Below are 19,842 nucleotides of genomic sequence, written 5' to 3' on the forward strand. Positions count from 1 at the left end.
GGTTTCCTGGTTAAAAACTAAAGATGGAAACTGGAACAATAATCAATCAATACAAGATCATTTCAGCCATCGGTAAAGGCGGAATGGGTGAGGTATATCAAGCGCAGGATTCAAAACTCGGACGCAAGGTTGCGCTTAAGATCCTGCCGTCCGAGTTCGCCGAGGACAAAGCTCGAATGAGCAGATTTGTACAGGAGGCCCAAGCCGCGGCTGCACTGAACCATCCTCACATTGCTCACGTTTATGAAATTGGCGAAGCGAACAATATTCACTATATCGCAATGGAGTTTGTCGATGGGATTACCCTGCGCGATGCAATGCACAAAAATAAGACCGACCTGAAACGCCTTTTGAAATACCTCGCGCAGTCTGCCGAGGGTTTGGCAAAGGCACATGCCGCGGGCATCGTGCATCGCGACCTGAAGCCGGAAAACATCATGGTCTCGCGCGATGGATATGCAAAGATACTCGATTTTGGGCTGGCCAAGCTGGTTGAATCGACGGAGTTTAAGCCGCTCGCCGAAACGCCGGAAACCGAAGCCGCCACCGCCATCATCAATCAGCATTCAGAGCCGGGTATGATAATGGGCACCGTCGGCTATATGTCGCCTGAGCAGGCTGAGGGAAGAATCAGGGAGATAGACAACCGCTCGGACATTTTCTCTTTCGGCTGCATTATTTTTGAGGCCGTAGCAGGAGAGCAGCCATTTAAGGGCGATTCGGTTGTTAAGTCCCTGCACAAGATCATCTATGAACCCGCTCCGCCGATAAAGGATTTTACCCCGACGGCACCCAGCGACCTACAACGCATCGTGCGCCGCTGCCTGGCTAAGGACCCTGAAGAACGCTATCAGTCGATCAAGGATGTGGCCATCGAATTAAAAGAAGTCAGGCGCGAAATGGAAGGGGGAGCCGAGCTTGATGCCACCGCCGCGCCAAATCGCAGCGAAACACTTTTGATGCATGCTACGGCCGGTGCGGACAGCCAGCCAACCCGGATAGTCAGCACACAACTGCCTGCGGCACCGACACAAATATCCAGTGCGGAATATCTGATCTCCGGGATCAGGCAGAACAGGAAGATGGCGTTTCTTGCGCTGGGTGTGGTTGGGCTGATCGGCGTTGCCGCAGCTTTTGGGCTTTATCGTATGATGAGCGGAACCAATACAACTACCGGGCCGCTATTTGAGAGAACAAAGATCACCAAACTTACAAATAATGGGCGGGTCATCCATACGGCGATCTCGCCGGACGGCAAATATATCGCCCACATCAAGAGCGATGCCGGAAAGCAGACCCTGCTGGTCAGACAGGCCAGCGCAAATAACGACATTGTCGCAGTACCCGAAGGGCCGGCTGAATATTGGGGTATCACTTTTACCCCGGACAGCAACGATCTTTTCTATATAACGCGTGAGCTAAACCAGGCCAGCGTCCTTTACCGGATACCGGCATTGGGCGGCACTCCGCAAAAACTGATGGAGCGTTTAGACAGCCCCGTCTCTTTTTCGCCTGACGGCAAACAAATTGCCTTTGTGCGCGGAGAGTTTCCTGAAAAGAATGAGAGCGTACTGATGGTGGCAAACTCGGATGGCACCGGGGAAAAGGTATTGGCCTCGCGCAAATTGCCGGAACGATTCTATCCAATATATTTTACAGGCCCATCATGGTCACCCGATGGAAAAACCATTGCCGTATCACTTGGCGGGTTTGAGAGCGGAAGCAAATTTAAGGTCCTCGGCGTAAATGTTAGCGACGGTAAAGAACGCGATCTCACAAGGGAAAGCTGGGAATACATTGGAAACGTTGCGTGGCTAAAGGACGGCCAGAACATGTTGATGATCGCTCGCGAAGAGGGATCTGCTTATAGACAGGTGTGGCAAATTTCACTTACGGGCGGCATACCGCGACAGATCACCAGTAGTTTTGCGGAGCATCGCAGCCTGAGTCTCACGAGTGATTCAACCCGCTTTGTAACGGCGCTGCTCGACCGTATGGCAAGCGTATGGGTCGCACCGGTTTCGAACATCGACCAGGCACAACAGATATCAACCGCGGCCTCGGGAGGCATCATCGACACAAGCTGGACGCCGGACGGCAGGCTGGTCTATTCACCTGATATAAGGGGAGGAAAAGCTGACATGGGCATCATGAATGCCGACGGCAGCCAGCAAAAGCCATTGATATCAAATGCGGGTCTCAACATATTTCCGGAGGTTTCGGCAAGCGGAAAGTATGTAGTCTATGGTTCGACACAAAGTGGAGCATACAGGATCTGGATCGCCGCGATTGACGGCAGCAACCCTAAACAACTTACGGATCGCGGTAGAGATGACCACCCCGATATTACCCCGGATGAACAGTGGGTGGTCTATGCTTCTTTTGGACCGGAAACGCGGGGGCTGTGGAAAGTTTCGGTCGATGGCGGCGCCCCGATCCGCCTAACGGAGGGCTATTATAACAAGCCTGTCGTTTCGCCCGACGGCAAGTCAATTGCCGCACTTTTTCTGGAGTCTGCCAGCTCACCCGATGCGCGGCCCGATAAGATCGCTATTCTCCCGATCGACGGCGGGGTGCCGCTTAAGACTTTCAGTATTCAGGATAGTCCCACGGCCGGAACCTTTGTCAGATGGTCACGAGACGGAAGATCGATCGTTTACAATCAGGTAAAAGACAACATTGCAAACCTCTGGAGCCAACCGATAGCAGGCGGGACGCCACGGCAGATCTCCAACTTTAAAGAGGGCTTTATCTACTCGTTCTCATTTTCGACTGACGGCAAGCAGATCGCCATTGCACGCGGAAACTATACTCGCGACGCAATTATGGTGACCAGCGGGGATTAACGATCCGCTCTTGAAAAATTATGAAACGATGCCCTGAATGCAGACGGGATTACTACGACGATACGCTGCTGTATTGTCTGGATGACGGCAATGCGCTGCTCGAGGGCCCGGCGAGCGGCTCCGTGTCAGAACCGGGAGCGATAGCGACCGGGTTGCCAGATGACGAACCGCAAACCGCGATCTTGCATTCGACGAATGCGACTGGCGAGGCTCCGACCCGTGCGCAGGTTCATACTACGGAACAGACCGCCATTTTAAACACGGGAGCGGAAGCGGAGCCTCGGGAGTCTTTGGGTCGGCTTTCGGAAAGGCCGAGCCTTTCCGCTCACCGGGCGGCCAAGCCGCTGATTGCCACGGTGGTTGCTATTGCTGTTTTGGTCGGCGGTTTCTTTGGTTATCGATACATCACGCCGGCAAACCAGATCGAATCGATCGCCGTGATGCCGTTTGTTAATGAGAGCGGGAATGCGGACGTCGAGTATTTGTCCGATGGAATGACGGAAACGCTAATCAGCAGTTTGTCGAACATTCCTAATTTGTCGGTAAAGGCACGAAGCACGGTTTTTTATTACAAAGGCAAGGAGACTTCGCCGAAGAAGATCGGGGAAGAGTTAAAGGTGCAAGCCGTTTTGTTAGGCCGAGTTTCACAACGCGGTGATGATCTGAAATTGAGTCTGGAACTCGTCAACACCGATACTCAGGATGTGATCTGGAGCGAGCAATACAATCGCAAACAATCCGACCTGGTTTCATTGCAGAGCGAAATCGCGAGAACCGTTTCGGATAAACTTCGTTCGAAACTAACCGCGACCGAACAGGAGCGGGTAAGCAAGACCAACACGACCAGTTCCGAAGCACAGCAGCTCTACCTAAAAGGGCGTTTTCATTGGAACAAACGAAAGACTGAGGACTTTCAAAAAGCCAGAGAGTATTTCCTGCAAGCGATCGCTGCTGACCCGAACTATGCACTCGCCCACACGGGACTCGCCGATACATTGGCTTTGATGCCGTATTACGGCAATTTCAGACCGAGTGAATACATGCCGTTGGCAAAGCAGGCGGCACAAAAAGCCCTCGAAATTGACCCAGATCTGGCGGAGGCACACGCTTCGCTCGGTCAGATACTGACCAACTATGATTATGATCTCAAAGGTGCTGAGAGAGAGCTGAAGAGAGTGATCGAACTCAACCCAAAGTATCCGTCAGCTTATCAGTGGCTTGCAGAGGTCTATCATTTTTCGGGAAATGGCGACCAAGCGCTATCGGAGATAAATAAAGCTATTGAGCTTGACCCGTTGTCGATGGTCATAAATAACCAAAAAGGTAGAGTGATTGAACTTGGAGGTAAGCGGGACGAAGCAATTGCTCAGTTTAAGAAAACCATTGAGTTGTTTCCGGACGCAGCGAGTCCTCGCAATAACCTCGCCGACGTTTATGAAGCCAACGGCATGTATTCTGAGGCCGTTGAGCAACGCCTTATCCAGGTCAAACTCCTCTTTGGCCTCACTCCAGAAAACATTAAAGACCTCCAACTAGCTTTTGAAAAAGACGGTTATAAGGGCTTTGTGCAAAAGCAAATAGACATTCAACTGGACAGTCAGAGATCAAGCGTGGAAAAAGACAAAAATGCCTATCTGCCAGCCTTTCGAATTGCGGAAACCTATGCCCGTCGTCAGGACAAAGATAAAGCGCTTGAATACCTGAACAAAGCGTATGATCAACGCGAACCGCAGATCGCAGAACTCAAAATTCGATTACCATTTACTTTCCTGCGAGACGACCCGCGATTTAAGGAATTGGTCAGACGAGTCGGGATCCCGGAGTAGAAATCTATGAAACGTTGCCCTGTCAGCGTGGGAGATCGAGTTTATGAGTGAAGACGAATATTCAGTATCTGACCGCCTATGGGCGCAGATCGTTGGGGACAGGTTCGATTTTCTTGTTCCGGTGTGGATCGCACGGCGGCCGGATTACTTGATCATCATGGACTACAGGCCGACGGTGTTAGGGTTCTTCGCGGCTGTCGGTTTTGTGGTGTTAACAGTTTTGTTTTTACTTTTTTTGTTTGTATGGGAAATGCCCGATTCGTATGGGTTGTGGTTCACGGGGATACCAGCTCTTGCGTGTTTAGCCATCTCGCTAAAAGGCTCGATCCGCGAAGCGTATTATTTTGACAAAACGAAAGACACCTACGCTTTCGTCCGCCAGTTCATCTACCGCCGCGAAGTGATCGAGGGCAGCCTGAGCCAGTTCACCGGAGCCTACGTGAAGACGGAAACGAGTTACAACAGCGAATCGAATGGTACCAGCTACTCGTATTTCGTCGTCCTGCAGCAAGAGGGAATGTTCCTAACCGGCGTCAGCGAACAGACCCTCCGCGAAGAGGCCCCGATGTTCAACACCCACGACCGCGAAGCCCGCATCGCCAACGCGATCTCGGGATTTCTTTCTTCGAAAGGGTGAGTAAAATAGACGATGCCAATGACAGGAACGCGTCGATAGTAAGTGCAGTTAGGAACTCCGCCTTAGAAATTTATGAAACGATGCCCGCAATGCAGCCGTGAATACGATCTCACGATGAGCTTCTGCCTCGATGACGGTAGCGAGTTGCTCTATGGCCCAGGAGCTGGTTCGGCATCGATTGACGAACCCGCGACGGCAATATTGCATTCGACGGCCGCACCCAGCGATGAACCGACCCGCGCACAGATCCATACAACAGAGCAAACGGCCGTTCTGCCGACTGGAGCTATTGGTAATTCTTCTAAACCTCACGGATTTGATAAACGGCTGATCGCAGCCCCATTGCTGGCGGTGTTGATCGCAGTTGCCGGATATTTCGGTTATCGATATTTGGGGCCGTTCGGTGCGAACCAAATAAACTCTATCGCCGTGATGCCGTTTGTTAATGAGAGTGGAAATGCGGACGTCGAATATCTGTCGGACGGAATGACCGAGACTTTGATCGGGAGTTTGTCCAAACTGCCAAATTTGAACGTGAAGCCCAGCTCATCTGTCTTTCGCTACAAAGGACAGAAAACTGACGCGAAAACTATTGGACAGGAATTGAATGTGCAAGCGGTATTGAATGGCCGGATCGTTCAACGCGGGGACGAATTGACGCTGAGTCTGGAACTCGTCGATGTTCGGAAAGACGCGGTGCTTTGGAGCGAGCGATATGTACGAAAACAGTCGGAACTCGTTTCACTCCAGAGCGAGATCGCCAAAGATGTTTCAAGCCGTCTAAAAACAAGGCTAACGGGTGCTGAAGAAGAAAAAATCGCGAAAAGCTACACCGCTGATGCGGAGGCTTACAGAGCTTATCTTCAGGGACGTTATTACTGGAATAAAAGGGATGGAGTGAACCTCAGGAAAGCGATCGAGCAGTTCAAAGCAGCCATTGACAAAGACCCGAAATATGCGCTCGCTTACGTCGGTCTCGCCGATTCCTATGCAGTATTCCAGTGGTGGGATAGCGACTTTCCGGCTGATTCCTTGTCAAAAGCAAGGCAATTCGCAAATCGAGCAATTGAGATCGATGATTCGCTTGGAGAAGCTCACGCATCGCTCGCATACGTGAATCTATACTCGTGGAATTGGGCTGAAGCCGAGAAGGAATTCCGGCGGGCGATCGAATTGAGCCCGGACTATGCGAATGCGCGCAGATGGTTCTACGAATACCTGATAACGCAGGGAAGAGTCGATGAAGCAACGAAGACGCTAAGGAAATCGTACGAGCTTGAGCCATTGTCAGTGATCGTCAATTACAACCTTGCAAATCATTACTGCGAGGACAAACTTGATCCTAAGTCTGCGCTTGAGTTTGCCAAGAGGGTTGCGGATCTAGATCCCAATTTCCCTGGGGCACCTAATTTAATGGCGTGTGTGTATCTGCAACAAGGACGCGGTGCCGATGCCTTGGCTGAAGCGAAAAAGGCGGTCGAATTATCGAATGGAAAGATCCGTAGATTCGTCTCTTATCTTGGAGTTGCCTATGCAAAAAACGGGCAGGCGGAAAATGCAAAGGCGATAATCAAAGAACTGGAAGATGCCTATCCAGAAAAGACAGTTGGGGTCCAGGTCGCCGTAGTATATGCGGCCCTGGGAAATAAAGACAAGGCGTTTGAATGGATAGAAAAGGATGTAGAAAGCCGCGGCTTTGAATTGGTTTTGCTGATCAGGCGGGAATCGAATTTTGGTTCACTCAAGAGCGACAAGCGTTACGCGGCAATACTGAAGCGAATGGGGTTGCCGGAATAGGATCTTATGAAACGATGCCCTGAATGCAGACGGGATTATTACGACGATACGTTGCTGTATTGTCTCGACGATGGAAATGCACTGCTCGAAGGTCCCGCGAGCGGCCGGTCAGAACCTGGAGCGGTAGCGACCGGGTCTTCTGAGCCCGACGAACCTCAGACCGCGATATTGTCGGCACCACCTTCGGCGGTTAGATTGACGCAGCCGACAGACGAGCCGGATGTCAAAACCGCAATACTTCAACCACCCACTACCGCAGGTGGTTCTGACTCACGTCGAGCGGCAAAGCCGTTGGTCGCTTTGGTCGTGGCCGTTCTGGTTCTCGTCGGCGGGTTCTTTGGCTACCGATATTTCTCAGCGGTCAGTGCCGGCCAGATCGATTCCATCGCGGTTATGCCGTTTGAGAATCGGAGTGATAGTACTGATACCGAATATTTGTCCGATGGGTTAGCCGATTCGCTGATCTATCGGCTTTCGCAACTGCCGAATCTCAAGGTCAGCCCGACGAGTTCGGTGATGCGATACAAAGGCAAGGGAAGCGACACATCGCAGATCGCCAAAGAGCTAAATGTCGATGCGGTCATGACCGGAAGGCTTGTTCAGATAGGTGAGAACCTCAGCATCAGCGTCCAGCTTACGGATGCGCGGACCGACAAACTTATTTGGGCGGAGCAATACGACCGCAAAATGGCGGATCTGCTTGCGACGCAGCGTGAGATCGCGACGACGATCACTCAAAAGCTGCAATTGAAGCTCTCAGGCGAAGGTGAACAAAAGCTGACCAAGAAGTACACCGAAAACAATGAGGCGTATCAGCTCTATTTGAGGGGTCAATATCACTTAGCGAGACGTTCCAAAGACGACCTTCAGAAGGCTCTCGATTTCTATCAGCAGGCGATAAAGCTCGACCCCAACTTTGCCCTAGCATACGTCGGCATTAGCTATACCTACAATACCGGAACGGGGAACAGCTTCTTACCGGTCTCCAACGAAGAAGGTTATTCCAGAGCAAAGAATGCGGCGATAAAGGCCGGCGAGATAGACCCGAATCTTGCCGAGGCTCACACTGCGTTGGGTATGTCATTGCGGTCAGAATGGAAATGGGCCGAGGCTGAAAGTGAATTTAAGAAGGCACTCGAAATGGATCCGAATAATGCGAATACGCACTATTATTACGGTTTGCTGCTTCAGAGCCTCGGACGGACCGGTGACTCGTTACGTGAGATCAAGACGGCGTTGGAACTCGAGCCAATGTCATTGATAATGCAGGCGAACCTCGCAGGCGCATATCTTTTTGATAGACAGTACGAAAATGCTGTCGAGCAGGCCAAAAGAACTTTCGATCTCGACCCTAACTTTATCTCGGCCCGATTTTGGCTTGCATATGCTTATTGTTCAAATAAGCAATACGACGAGGCGATCGCGTTGGTCGATGCGGCGCCGAAGGACGAAACTACTCAGCGCCTATTAGCTCGCTTTCTCGGTTACGCCTACGCGAAAACCGGACGCCGTAAAGAGGCAGAGGCCGTCCTTGCAAAGTACAGTTCAGACCCGGCATTCCTTGGAGGGAATGCTGCCATTATCTATGGAGCGCTCGGGGATAAAGATAATGCATTTGCCGCACTGGAGAAAAGTATTGCAGCAAAAGCGGACTTTTCACGAATGAAGGTCGATCCGCTTTTCGACGACCTCCGCGACGACCTGCGATTCAAAGACCTGCTGAATCGGATAGGGTTGCCGGAATAGAATTATATGAAACGATGCCCTGAATGTAGACGAGATTATTACGACGAAACGCTGCTCTACTGTCTCGATGACGGAAATGCTTTGCTTGACGGCCCTGCGTCCGGGTCAGAACCGGGGGCAATAGCGACTGGGTTGCCAACTGACGAACCGCAAACCGCGATCCTCCATGAGACCGCTGCTCCGGGTGAAACTCCGACACGTGCCCAGATTCACACTACTGAACAGACAGCCGTCTTTCCGCGTGGAGCGGAGGCGGAGCCTCAAGAGAGTTTGCGCGGCCTTACGGAAAAGGGTAGCTTTACCGCAAATAGAGCGGCAAAGCCGCTGGCGGCGTTGGTCGTGGCTGTCGTGATTCTTGTAGGTGGGTTCTTTGGCTATCGCTATTTTACGACCTCTCAGCAGATCAACTCGATCGCGGTCATGCCTTTTCAGAATGATAGTGCCTCTTCGGATTCCGAATATCTTTCGGATGGCATTGTCGAATCTTTGATCTATCGTCTTTCGCAAATAAAGGATTTGAAGGTCAGCCCTTCCACTTGACCTCCCCCCGAAAAAAGATACCAAACTAAAATAGAGGAAGCCGGGTAATTATGACAATATGAGGAGACATAATTACCATGAAGAGATCGAAGTTTACGGAGCAGCAGATCGTGTTTGCGTTGAAGCAGGCGGAGACCGGAGTTCCAGTCGCGGAGGTGTGCCGGAAGATGGGTGTGAGCGAGGCGACTTTCTACAACTGGAAGAAGAAGTACGATGGACTTGGAACGGCGGAGTTGAGGCGGTTGAGGCAGCTCGAGGAAGAGAATCTGCAGTTGAAGCGGGTGGTGGCGGATCTGAGCTTGGACAAGCAGATGCTGCAGGACGTGTTAAAAAAGTGTCTGAGTGCAAAGCAGAAAAAGCAGTTAGTAAGGTGGTTGCTGGATTCTTACCGGGTCTCGGAACGCCGGGCGTGTTCGGTGGTGGCGATCTCGCGGAAGGTGTTCCGGTATATCGAGCGGCCGAGAGATGACCGGGCAGTGAGGCGGCGGATCAGGAGATCGCGGAAACGCGGGTAAGATACGGTTTCTGGCGGATCCACACGGTTCTCAGACGTGAAGGCTGGCGGGACAACCACAAGCGTACGTACCGCATATACAAGGAAGAGGGCTTGAACCTGAGACGGAAGAGGCCGAGAAGGCGAAAGGCGGCGGCCCATAGAATGGAGCGGCCAGTTCTTACCGGTCCGCATGAGTGCTGGAGCATGGACTTCGTCGCCGACCAGCTGTTCGACGGGAGCCGTTTTCGGGTCTTAACTTTAGTCGATAATTATAGTCGCGAATGTCTGGAGATCGAGGTCGGCCAGTCCTTGAAAGGCCCCGATGTTGTCAATGTGATGGAGCGCATCAAACAGACGAGAGGGCTTGTGCCAAAGCGAATACAGGTCGATAACGGCAGCGAGTTCATCTCGAAGGTGCTTGACCACTGGGCATACGAGAACGATGTCACGCTGGACTTCTCACGGCCGGGAAAGCCCACGGATAACGCCTTCATCGAGTCCTTCAACGGCAGCTTTCGCGACGAATGCCTGAACGTCAACTGGTTCCTGTCGATCGAAGATGCGGTCGAGAAGATCCGGGCATTCAAGGATGATTACAACGGATTCAGGCCGCACTCCGCACTGTGCGGCCTGACCCCGAACGAGGCAGTTCAAAACTACCAGGAAACCCGAAATCCTCTAGTTTAGATCGGTAACAAGAATAGGGGGGAGGTCACACTTCAGTTCTTCGCTATAAAGGTAAGGACATCGATTCGATCAAGATAGGGAAGGAACTCGGGGTTGAGGCTGTGATGACGGGGCGGGTCGCTCAACGGGGCGAAGATCTCATAATCAGCGTAGAACTTGTTGATGTGCGCAACAGCAAGACGCTTTGGGGCGAGCGATACAATCGAAAGATGTCCGATCTTCTGGCGACCCAGCGGGAGATCGCCAATGAAATAGCGCAGAAGCTGAAAATAGAACTGGTGGGCGATCCCGGTTCCGGTTTGCAAAAGTCCTATACAACGAACAGCAAGGCTTACGAACTATTTCTAAAGGGCCGATTTCATTACGAGAAGCGAACGAAGGCTGATATTGAGAGAGGGATCGATTACTACAACGAGGCTCTGGCCCTGGACCCGAATTTTGCTCTCGCTTATGTCGGCATCGCGAATGCCTATCAGGTAATGCCTTCCTACGGTTTTATGGCTCCGAAAGAAGCAGGACCAAAGGCAAAAGCGGCAGCTCAAAAGGCAATGGAGATCGATCCAAATCTGGCTGAGGCCCACGCCGCGTTGGCCAACATTTTAGCCGTCGCTTGGGATTGGGAGAACGCGGAACGCGAGTTCAAAAAGGCACTCGAATTGAATCCCGATGTTGCGCTAACCCGCATCAGATATGGAAGCAATTACCTGACACCGATGGGCCGGACGAGCGAAGCTGTTTCCGAGCTCAAGCGCGCCCTGGAGTTGGAACCCGTTTCGATCGTGGCCGGTACCTTGCTGGCGGCTGCGTATTTGGCGGACGGACAAAGCGACAAGGCCTTAGAACAGATCCTCGCAACAGAGAATCTCGAACCGGGACATAATATGACAGGGTATTGGGTAATGTTGATCTACATTTCGAGAGGAATGTTCAAGGAGGCTCTAGAAATTGCTGACGCTAGATTACTAAAAATGCCGGATGATCAAGACTCGTTGGTGGTCGCAGGCTTCATTTACGCCAAGAATGGAGAAAGAGAAAAGGCCGAGAAGATCATAAGCCAGTTTCGGGAACTCGCTAAAACTCAGTATGTATTGGATTCATATGTCGCCCAGATACACGGAGCCCTCGGGGAGAAGGACAAAGCATTTGCTGAACTTGAGAAGGCCTTTGAACAGCGGGATTTCTTTATCGCGAGTATGAGAACACATCCGATGTTCCAGGACCTTCGCGAAGATCCGCGTCTCGACCAGATAGCAAAACGCGCCGGATTGCCTGACAGAAAATGAGAGTAACTCATCAGCTTTCGATCGCAAGATCGTTAGCGACTTCTTGAATAGCCTTATATGAAACGGTGCCCTGATTGCGGAAGAGATTATAACGACGATTCGTTGAGCTATTGCCTCGATGACGGTGCAGAGCTTCTGTTCGGCCCGAGTTCGCTCGACGAGCCGCTGACGGCCATCTTTCATTCGACTGATGCTCCGAGCGAGGCCGCGACTCGGGCATTTGTTCATACAACGCAAGGTGAGGCGGAGCCTCGGGGAAGTTCAGGTGGATCTGCGGAAAGGCAGAGCGTTCACGCACATCGGGCGGCGAAGCCGCTTGCGGCGTTGGTCGTTGTGGTCGTGATTCTTGTCGGCGGATTCTTCGGGTATCGATATTTCTCGCCAACTAAACAGATCGAATCGATCGCCGTGATGCCGTTTCAGAACGGCAGCGACTCCATCGACTCGGAGTATCTTACGGACGGCCTGGCGGAATCCCTTATCTATAGTTTGTCCCAGATCGAGGGCCTAAAGGTAAGCCCGACGAGTTCCGTATTTCGGTATAAGGGGAAGCAGACCGATTCAGTCATCGCGGGAAAGGAACTCGGGGTTGAGGCTGTGATGACGGGGCGGGTCGCTCAACGGGGCGAAGATCTCATAATCAGCGTAGAGCTTGTTGATGTACGCAACAGCAAGACGCTTTGGGGCGAGCGATACAATCGAAAGATGTCCGATCTTCTGGCGACCCAGCGAGAGATCACGACCGAAATAGTTCAAAAACTTAGGATGAAATTGGCCGGTGAAGTTGAAAAAGAACTAACTAAGACCTACACAGCTGACAACCAAGCCTATCAGCATTATCTGAAAGGGCGGTTTCATTATGGAAAACGCACAAAAGTCGACCTGGAGGAGGGGATCAAGTACTTCGAACAGGCTATCGTCCGTGACCCGGGTTTCGCACTTGCCTACGTCGGTATTTCGGAATCCTATAGGACAATGCCGAGCTATGGCTACGTGGCTCCGAAAGAGGTCGCAGCAAGAGCAAAAGCCGCTGCCCAAAGAGCGCTAGAGATCGATCCGGATCTCGCCGAAGCCCACGCCGCGGTTGCGGGAGAATCCATAATTTTTGATTGGGATTGGCAGAAAGCGGAAAGCGAATATAAAAAAGCGATCGAACTCGGCCCGAATGTCGCTGAGATCCACAAAACTTACGGCTATTCATTTCTCGTGACGATCGGGCGTTTTAGCGAAGCGATCGTCGAATTGAAACGTGCTTTAGAACTGGAACCACTTTCGGCCGTATATGTATCACACCTGGCTTCCGCCTATATGTACGACGGTCAAATGGACAAAGCGCTGGAGCAAACAGCGGTGGCGAACTACCTTGCTCCCGGCCATCCCACCGTTGTCTATCATTCCTGCGTCGTTTACAACAAAGCGGGTATGTACGACAAGGCGATCGAACTTGCCGAACAAGGCCTTAATAAAGATCCCGAGAATCAGGACAGCCTGGTCAATGCGGGATATGCGTATGCAAAGTCCGGCCAGCGTCGGAAGGCCGAAGAAGTTATTCAAAGATTGCGGGCGATCTCAGAGAGCCGATGGGTGCCAAGATCATACTTCGCTCAAATATACGGAGCCCTTGGCGAAAAAGACCGCGCGATCATCGAGCTCGAAAAGGCCTTCGAGGACCGTGACGTTGATGTTACGAAAATGAATGTCCACCCATACTTTGAAGATATTCGCGATGATCCGCGGTTTGCCGCTATCGCGAAACGCGTTGGATTACCTGGTAGAAAATGAACCTCGAAAAAAACACGGTCATCTCCCATTACAAAATTCTTTCCGAGATCGGCAAGGGCGGAATGGGTGAGGTTTATAAGGCTTACGATTCCCGACTTGACCGTGAGGTCGCGATCAAGGTGCTTCCGGCCGAGATGTCGGGCGACGAAGATCGTCTGCGCCGGTTCGAGCAGGAGGCGAAAGCGACTTCGGCCCTTAATCACCCAAATATACTAACCGTTTTTGATATCGGCGAACACGACGGCTCGCCGTTTCTCGTCTCCGAATTGCTCGAAGGCGAGGAGCTTCGCCAGAGGCTCGATGAAGGGCCGATACCGCTCAGAAAAGCCATCGATCTCGCCCAGCAGATAGTCAGCGGGATCTCCGCGGCTCATGAAAAAGGTATAGTTCACCGCGATCTGAAGCCCGAGAACATTTTTGTCACCCGCGACGACCGTGTGAAGATCCTCGATTTTGGTCTCGCAAAACTCCGGGAGCCTAAGACCGAGATCCATGGTTCCGAGGATGCCACAAAACGAGCGCTGACAGATCCGGGACTGGTGATGGGAACGGCCGGCTATATGTCGCCGGAGCAAGTGCGGGGACATTCGGTAGATCATCGATCGGACATCTTCTCCTTTGGGGCGATACTTTACGAAATGCTCACCGGACGCCGAGCATTTCACGGCGAATCGATGGTCGAGATGATGCACTCGATCCTGAAAGATGATGTCCCGGAGACTGCAGAAACGGGAATCACGATTCCGCCCGCCCTCGACAAATTGATGCGTCGATGTCTGGAGAAAAAGCCTGATCGCCGATTTCACTCGGCCCATGATCTCGGGTTTGCCCTCGAAGCCCTGTCAATGCCGACCAGTTCGTCGGGCTCCGGTTTTGCTACCCGCGACGTAACCACAGAGAGTGAAATTCCGGCGAGCAGATGGAAAGCTCCCGCGATCGCCACCGCCTTGTTGTTTTTCGTGGCGGCAGGATTCGGGTTGTGGTATTTCGGACTTTTGGGTTCCAGATCAGGTTCAACCGAATCGAAGGTTACTTATCAACCTCTAACCTTTGAAAAGGGATTCATCTATGCCGCACGGTTTGCACCGGATGGCCGGACGATCGTCTACAGCGCTGACTGGGAAGGACAGCCCCGTCAGTTGTATGTTACAAGCCTTGATAATCCCGAATACCGTCCGCTCGGTTTTCCGGGTGCCGATCTTCTTAGTATTTCGACTTCGGGCGAACTCGCCATTCTTACCGATTCGCAAGTGCTGCTTGCCAATCCATACTTTCGCACCGGAACTTTGGCAAAGGCATCTTTAACCGGCGGAGCATCGCGGGCGGAACTTGAAAATGTCCAGTTTGCGGACTTTGGTCAAAACAATACGATGGCGGTTGCACGTACCGAGAACGGGCGTTCAACTATTGAATTTCCAGTCGGGACGTCAGTTACACAGCGGACGGAGGTCGCGACACTTGCGGATTATGTGGTTCCACGTATATCGCGATCAGGAGATTACCTGGCATTTTTTGACACCACGAAACCCTCAGCTTTTCCAGTGACAATTCTGGACGGGACGAAAAAACCGATCGCCAATAGCCGTAGTTTCTTCGATTGGTGGGGAATTGCCTGGAGATCTGCAAGTGAAGTCTGGTTTGCGGCGGCCGAAACCGCGGGACGAGACGTGGGGATATTTAGTCTGGATACAGACGGAAAGGAACGCACGATCATTCGCTTTCCCGGTTCAGTCACCTTGCACGACATTTCTCCGGCAGGGGATGTACTCATATCGGTGGACCGGAATGTTTCTGCGATCGAAATTGTAGATGGAGCGGATTCGCCTCCCAAAGATCGAACCTGGCGTGAATTGGGAAGGCTCGGCGGAATATCTTCAAACGAAACCCTGATGATCAACGAAACCGGATACAGCGGCGGATCAAAGGGCTCAGTTTATATCTGGAAACCGGAAGGCACACAGCCGGTAAAGATCGCCGATGGGATCGGTCTTGCCTTATCGCCCAACGCTGACAAGGCAATTGTCTTGGTGCGAGTGCCGGAACCGATGGTTTCGATAGTCCCAACAGGTCCTGGAAAACCTCAAAAGCTGAATTTGGGTTCCGTCGCTGATATTGATTGGGCCGGTTGGCTGCCCGACGGCAGGATCCTGATCCAGGCGAAGAAAACTAAGAATGACGATCTCGGAATTTTTGTCCTGGGTGCAGATGGAGAAAACCTAGCGCCGTTTCTCCCGGCCGGTGTTTCGATCCCGGATCGGCGTGAACGGTCAGGCTTTAGCGGATTATCACCTGACGGCACCCGAATGGTAGCTGCCGATACCACCGGGAAACCTGTGCTCTGCACGATCGAAACCGGCAAGTGCGAGCCCATAAATGGAATGAACGACGCCGAGACTTTGGCCGGATGGAGTGCGGACGGATCGAATTTACTGATCTATCAAAGAAAGCCGGGAGAGGTTGAGATCCACCAGCTTGATCCTGCTTCAGGTAAAAGATCTTTGTGGAGAAAGGTCTCTCCGGCAAGATCGTCAACAACCGGTGTCTATTCGCTTTTTGTTTCCGCCAAAGGCACGATCGCATACGGCTATCAGGAAGAAATAAGCAAGCTCTATTTGGTCAAGGGTCTGGAATAAGTGCAATTTGAAATGCCATTGAAAATAGAGACATTTCTACTTACTTGCCGGTCCAAACATTATCTTTAATGTTCGAATCGGGGAACCTTCCAAATGGGTCCAGAGTTATTTTGCTGATCTTGCGTTTTCCAAGATCAAGTACAGCCTGAAAATCTCGATCGCCGTTAAACCAGACATCTTCGTGCCATCTTACGATCGCCGTTTTATCGTCAGTCATTTTCGCATTCGGCATTGCCTTGATCTTCTCGCTGCCGTCAGCAAATTCGACTTTGAGCACGACAGGGGAAGGCATTTCGCCCGCTTGATGGACCGTAACTCTTGTCTTGTCGCCTTGCGAAACGACCTCTTTGATCGAACCGTTAACGCTCTCAGTGGTAAAAAGCCAGTAGTACCAGAACCAATTAAGGTCACGACCAAGCTCTTTATTCATAAAGAAAGTGAAATCCCAGGGCGACGGATGTTTGAACTTCCACGTTTCAACATATTTCTTGAGGGCTGCATTCATCGCGTCGTCACCGACCATTCCGCCCAGCATAGAAAACATCAATGGTGCTTTGTTGTAAGTTTGAAAGCCATAAAGAGTGCCGCCATAGTTGGCGTTCCACATCATCGTCGGTTCATCTTCATTTCCGCTGATCCTGCCGTAGCTCTGCCCCAAACGATCAAGGTCAAAAGGTTTCCCGCGGGCATCGGCATTCGAAAGTATATTTGAATACTGATTAAACCCCTCGTCCATCCAGCCGTAACGTGTTTCGTTAGTTCCCACCATCATCGGTATCCATTGATGAAAGGTCTCGTGATCGGCGGCCCCCTGATTCGAGTTGATAACCATCGGATATTCCATTCCGGCACTTGGGCCATCCTGCAGCGTTAATTGCGGAAAGGCGTATGGGATCAAAAGCTTAGAATAAAACTCCAGAGCATGGCGGGAATTTTTGCCGGCATTAGCAAATAAACGTGCCCGTTCGGGGAGGTAAAACATATGAACCGGAACATAACCCTTTGTCGGAATGTTCGCGCGTGTGCTTCGCCAAATAAATTCATTCGAGGTTGCCCAGGCAAAATCATTTACTTCTTCTGCAACAAAATGCCAAATATTCTTGTCGCGAGGCAGCAGTGCTTTACCGACACCGCGTTCATCTTCATTGACGATCATTACCTCTTCATCGGTTCTTAATGCCGCAGCCAGCCGCTCACGAACAAACGGAGCGAGGGCTTCGCTGGCATTTTGCAGCACTCCCGTTCCGCTTACGAGCCATCCCGAAGGAACTTCGATCCTAACGTCAAACTTGCCGTAGTTGTTATAAAACTCCGAAGGGCCGAGATAAATATTTGTTTCCCATCCTCGCAGATCATCGTATTTTGCCAAACGCGGATACCACTGGGTCGGTTGGAAAAGTCTGCTGTCCCAACGCTGCGTCATCCGATGCCCTTGACCACCCTCGCCACCCGGAAGTTTTGTACTCCAATCAATTTCAATGGTTGCCAAGCTGCGCGGCTCGATCGGTGTTGCGAGATATACACTGGCGACCGTTTGATCTAACCCGGCCACAAATGAACTTTCGACCTTCTGCGGTTCTTGGCCGCGATCTTGTCTTGGCGGGCTTAACTTCAGATCAATCTCAACGCCGTTGATCTTGATCCGGGTGACCACCATTCCATCGGTATTTTCCGCCGGAACTGAAAAACCGCGCGGAACGCGGGGTCGATAGATATTGTGGTCGAGCCGTAAGACGATCCGATCTAGCCTATCGGGGCTATTGTTATGGAGTGAAATTGTTTCGCTTCCGGTAATGGTTTGCGTTCCGGGATCGAGACTGGCATTTATCGAATAATCGGTTTTTAGCTGCCAATAATTCGCCCCCGGACGGCCAGAGGTATCTCTCGTACCGGCCCTATAAGCCTTTTCAATTGAATTCGTTAGCGGAATATTCCGGCGTATCGCTCGCTTTGCCGATGCTCCCGAATCCTTAAGGATCGCAGGATCCAGAGGTGTTTCGGCCGTCTGTACCTGGCCAAAAGCAACACAGTGGCTTAAAAACAAGAGCACTATAAGAATCTTTGACTTCATTGAGATACCTTCGAAGATCTATTTCAGAATTGTCGGAATCTCGGCAATTGTAAATCTTTGAGCGTTGAGATGCTAGCTTTGACCCCTTAAGAGGTGATCCGAGGTAAGCGGCTCGGCCGAGAAGAATAGGATTTCCCGAACAAACTGAGGTTTCGCAAAATAATGATATCTTAATTGTTAGAGTCTGCCTTGCTGAATTTCAAGACGATGTCCTGAATGGAGAAGAGACCTTTACGACAATACGCTGTCGTATTGTCTCGACGATGGAAATGTTCTGCTCGAGAGGCGGACGAGCGACAAGTCAGAGTCCGCTGAGTCAGCGCGATCACGTCGATGAGCCGCCGATCGAACCGGTAGGACTGATAGGATAACGCGAGAAAAGAATGTGCCGAACTGAACGAAGACGTTTCCGCGTCGCTTTTGTGGAATCACGATCTTGCTCCGACGACGATCGGCCAGCGGACGTGGTCGACCTGGAACATCGCGGCGCTTTGAATCGGGATGAGCGTCGTGATCACGACACGGTTCAGAACAGATCTAGTGACGAAGAATAAGGAGAATTACTTACATATGACACGAAACGAGACCAATTTGGTCATGGTGGTTTTTTTACTTTTGGTGTTTACCATCGCTTGTGGTTCAGGTGAGGAATCCAAAACAGAAAATAGTAACAGAGAGGAAGCCGTCTCGAACGACTCGATCGGCGATACGACCGCCCGCGCAGAGGATCTTCCTGAAGATGAGGCCAGTGAGAGTCCCGCGAACGGGCCGACGACGGTCAGGTTTGGTCAAGGGAAGACCTCGGGAACCTATAATAAGTCCATCAAAAGCGGGGAATCCCATGTTTATTTCTTGACGGCTTCAGCTGGTCAAACGATGGATATAAAAATCGATTCTCCGCAGGAGGACGCCGGATTTACCGTTTTTAATCCGGCCGGAAATGAAATTTCAGCTGCGGAGGAAACCACCGAAGTAAGAAGTTTCAGCGAGGAACTGGCTGATTCGGGAAAATATAGGATCGTCGTTTCATCCGGGCGAAATGTCGCTTATAGCATCACTTTCAGCGTCTCGGCCAAGTCCAATGATCTGACAGCGGCTGAAGCCGACGGCGGTGCAAATAAGACGGTCAGATTTAGTAAGGGGGCGACATCAGCATCGTACAGTAATTCAGTGATCCGAGGCGACCGAGACACGTATAATCTTAGTGCAGGTGCCGGCCAATTTATGACTGTTTCGATAACTTCGGTGGAGAATAATGCAAGTTTTCAAATCGTTGGCCCGAATGGAGAAGATCTGGTTTCGGATGATACTAACTGGACGGAGGAGCTTCCCCGCACCGGGAATTACAGGATAATAGTCGGGTCAGGCCGCGGAAACGCTACTTATACGATCAGGTTCAAAGTGGTTCAATCACCGATCGATCATTGAAAATGACATTCGGCTAAAAGAATGCGAAAAAAGCGGGACAGAAGAGTGAGTTGTAAACAGCGGATCGGGC

Annotated in this window: 12 protein-coding genes; 11 read left to right on the plus strand and 1 reads right to left on the minus strand. The window is 51.5% G+C overall.

Translation table 11 applies throughout. The features are described from left to right. Positions 1-23: 23 nt before the first annotated feature. The 10 genes from IPM21_12960 (at position 24) to IPM21_13005 (ending at position 16,273) form a co-directional block, all read left to right on the plus strand. Complete coding sequence (locus IPM21_12960; protein ID MBK9164790.1) at positions 24-2,846, plus strand: serine/threonine-protein kinase; 2,823 nt, start codon at positions 24-26, stop codon at positions 2,844-2,846. Between the two features lie 20 nt (positions 2,847-2,866). Continuing rightward, positions 2,867-4,672 (plus strand): tetratricopeptide repeat protein, encoded by a 1,806-nt coding sequence (locus IPM21_12965; protein MBK9164791.1) that lies wholly within the window; start codon positions 2,867-2,869, stop codon positions 4,670-4,672. Positions 4,673-4,715: 43 nt separating this feature from the next. Next, positions 4,716-5,309 carry a hypothetical protein gene (locus IPM21_12970; protein ID MBK9164792.1) on the plus strand — a complete coding sequence of 198 codons (594 nt, stop codon included), beginning with the start codon at positions 4,716-4,718 and terminating at the stop codon, positions 5,307-5,309. A gap of 72 nt (positions 5,310-5,381) precedes the next feature. Then, positions 5,382-7,106, plus strand: coding sequence for a tetratricopeptide repeat protein (locus tag IPM21_12975; protein MBK9164793.1), 1,725 nt, complete (start codon positions 5,382-5,384; stop codon positions 7,104-7,106). Between the two features lie 6 nt (positions 7,107-7,112). Next, positions 7,113-8,852 (plus strand): tetratricopeptide repeat protein, encoded by a 1,740-nt coding sequence (locus tag IPM21_12980; GenBank protein MBK9164794.1) that lies wholly within the window; start codon positions 7,113-7,115, stop codon positions 8,850-8,852. 6 nt (positions 8,853-8,858) lie between these two features. Beyond that, the gene (locus IPM21_12985; protein MBK9164795.1) at positions 8,859-9,392 is read left to right on the plus strand and encodes a hypothetical protein; all 534 of its coding nucleotides are present in this window, start codon (positions 8,859-8,861) and stop codon (positions 9,390-9,392) included. Positions 9,393-9,469: 77 nt separating this feature from the next. After that, positions 9,470-10,575 (plus strand): IS3 family transposase gene (locus IPM21_12990; protein MBK9164796.1). Its coding sequence is split into 2 segments (ribosomal slippage): positions 9,470-9,884 and positions 9,884-10,575, totalling 1,107 coding nucleotides; the frame shifts between segments, so codons are not numbered across the junction. A 104-nt stretch (positions 10,576-10,679) separates the two neighbouring features. Next, a complete protein-coding gene (locus tag IPM21_12995) occupies positions 10,680-11,858 on the plus strand; it encodes a tetratricopeptide repeat protein (protein MBK9164797.1) in 1,179 nt (392 codons plus the stop codon). A gap of 57 nt (positions 11,859-11,915) precedes the next feature. After that, positions 11,916-13,640, plus strand: a complete 1,725-nt coding sequence (locus IPM21_13000; GenBank protein ID MBK9164798.1) for a hypothetical protein — start codon at positions 11,916-11,918, stop codon at positions 13,638-13,640. Then, positions 13,637-16,273 (plus strand): protein kinase, encoded by a 2,637-nt coding sequence (locus tag IPM21_13005; GenBank protein MBK9164799.1) that lies wholly within the window; start codon positions 13,637-13,639, stop codon positions 16,271-16,273. Before IPM21_13000 ends, IPM21_13005 begins: the two co-directional genes overlap by 4 nt. Before the next feature lie 40 nt (positions 16,274-16,313). Here IPM21_13005 and IPM21_13010 read toward each other — a convergent pair whose 3' ends face one another. Next, entirely contained in the window at positions 16,314-18,344 is a 2,031-nt protein-coding gene (locus IPM21_13010) for a M1 family metallopeptidase (GenBank protein MBK9164800.1), read from the minus strand. Positions 18,345-18,914: 570 nt separating this feature from the next. Here IPM21_13010 and IPM21_13015 point away from each other — a divergent pair. Beyond that, complete coding sequence (locus tag IPM21_13015) at positions 18,915-19,772, plus strand: hypothetical protein (protein MBK9164801.1); 858 nt, start codon at positions 18,915-18,917, stop codon at positions 19,770-19,772. Positions 19,773-19,842 lie beyond the last annotated feature (70 nt).

The organism is Acidobacteriota bacterium, from assembly GCA_016716435.1.
Lineage (GTDB): Bacteria > Acidobacteriota > Blastocatellia > Pyrinomonadales > Pyrinomonadaceae > OLB17.

What these genes read in the sequence shown, in the direction of transcription:
- IPM21_12960 (MBK9164790.1), top strand. Translation starts at nt 24, where the DNA reads ATGGAAACTGGAACAATAATCAATCAATACAAGATCATTTCAGCCATC.
- IPM21_12965 (MBK9164791.1), top strand. Translation starts at nt 2,867, where the DNA reads ATGAAACGATGCCCTGAATGCAGACGGGATTACTACGACGATACGCTG.
- IPM21_12970 (MBK9164792.1), top strand. Translation starts at nt 4,716, where the DNA reads ATGAGTGAAGACGAATATTCAGTATCTGACCGCCTATGGGCGCAGATC.
- IPM21_12975 (MBK9164793.1), top strand. Translation starts at nt 5,382, where the DNA reads ATGAAACGATGCCCGCAATGCAGCCGTGAATACGATCTCACGATGAGC.
- IPM21_12980 (MBK9164794.1), top strand. Translation starts at nt 7,113, where the DNA reads ATGAAACGATGCCCTGAATGCAGACGGGATTATTACGACGATACGTTG.
- IPM21_12985 (MBK9164795.1), top strand. Translation starts at nt 8,859, where the DNA reads ATGAAACGATGCCCTGAATGTAGACGAGATTATTACGACGAAACGCTG.
- IPM21_12995 (MBK9164797.1), top strand. Translation starts at nt 10,680, where the DNA reads ATGACGGGGCGGGTCGCTCAACGGGGCGAAGATCTCATAATCAGCGTA.
- IPM21_13000 (MBK9164798.1), top strand. Translation starts at nt 11,916, where the DNA reads ATGAAACGGTGCCCTGATTGCGGAAGAGATTATAACGACGATTCGTTG.
- IPM21_13005 (MBK9164799.1), top strand. Translation starts at nt 13,637, where the DNA reads ATGAACCTCGAAAAAAACACGGTCATCTCCCATTACAAAATTCTTTCC.
- IPM21_13010 (MBK9164800.1), bottom strand. Translation starts at nt 18,344, where the DNA reads ATGAAGTCAAAGATTCTTATAGTGCTCTTGTTTTTAAGCCACTGTGTT.
- IPM21_13015 (MBK9164801.1), top strand. Translation starts at nt 18,915, where the DNA reads ATGACACGAAACGAGACCAATTTGGTCATGGTGGTTTTTTTACTTTTG.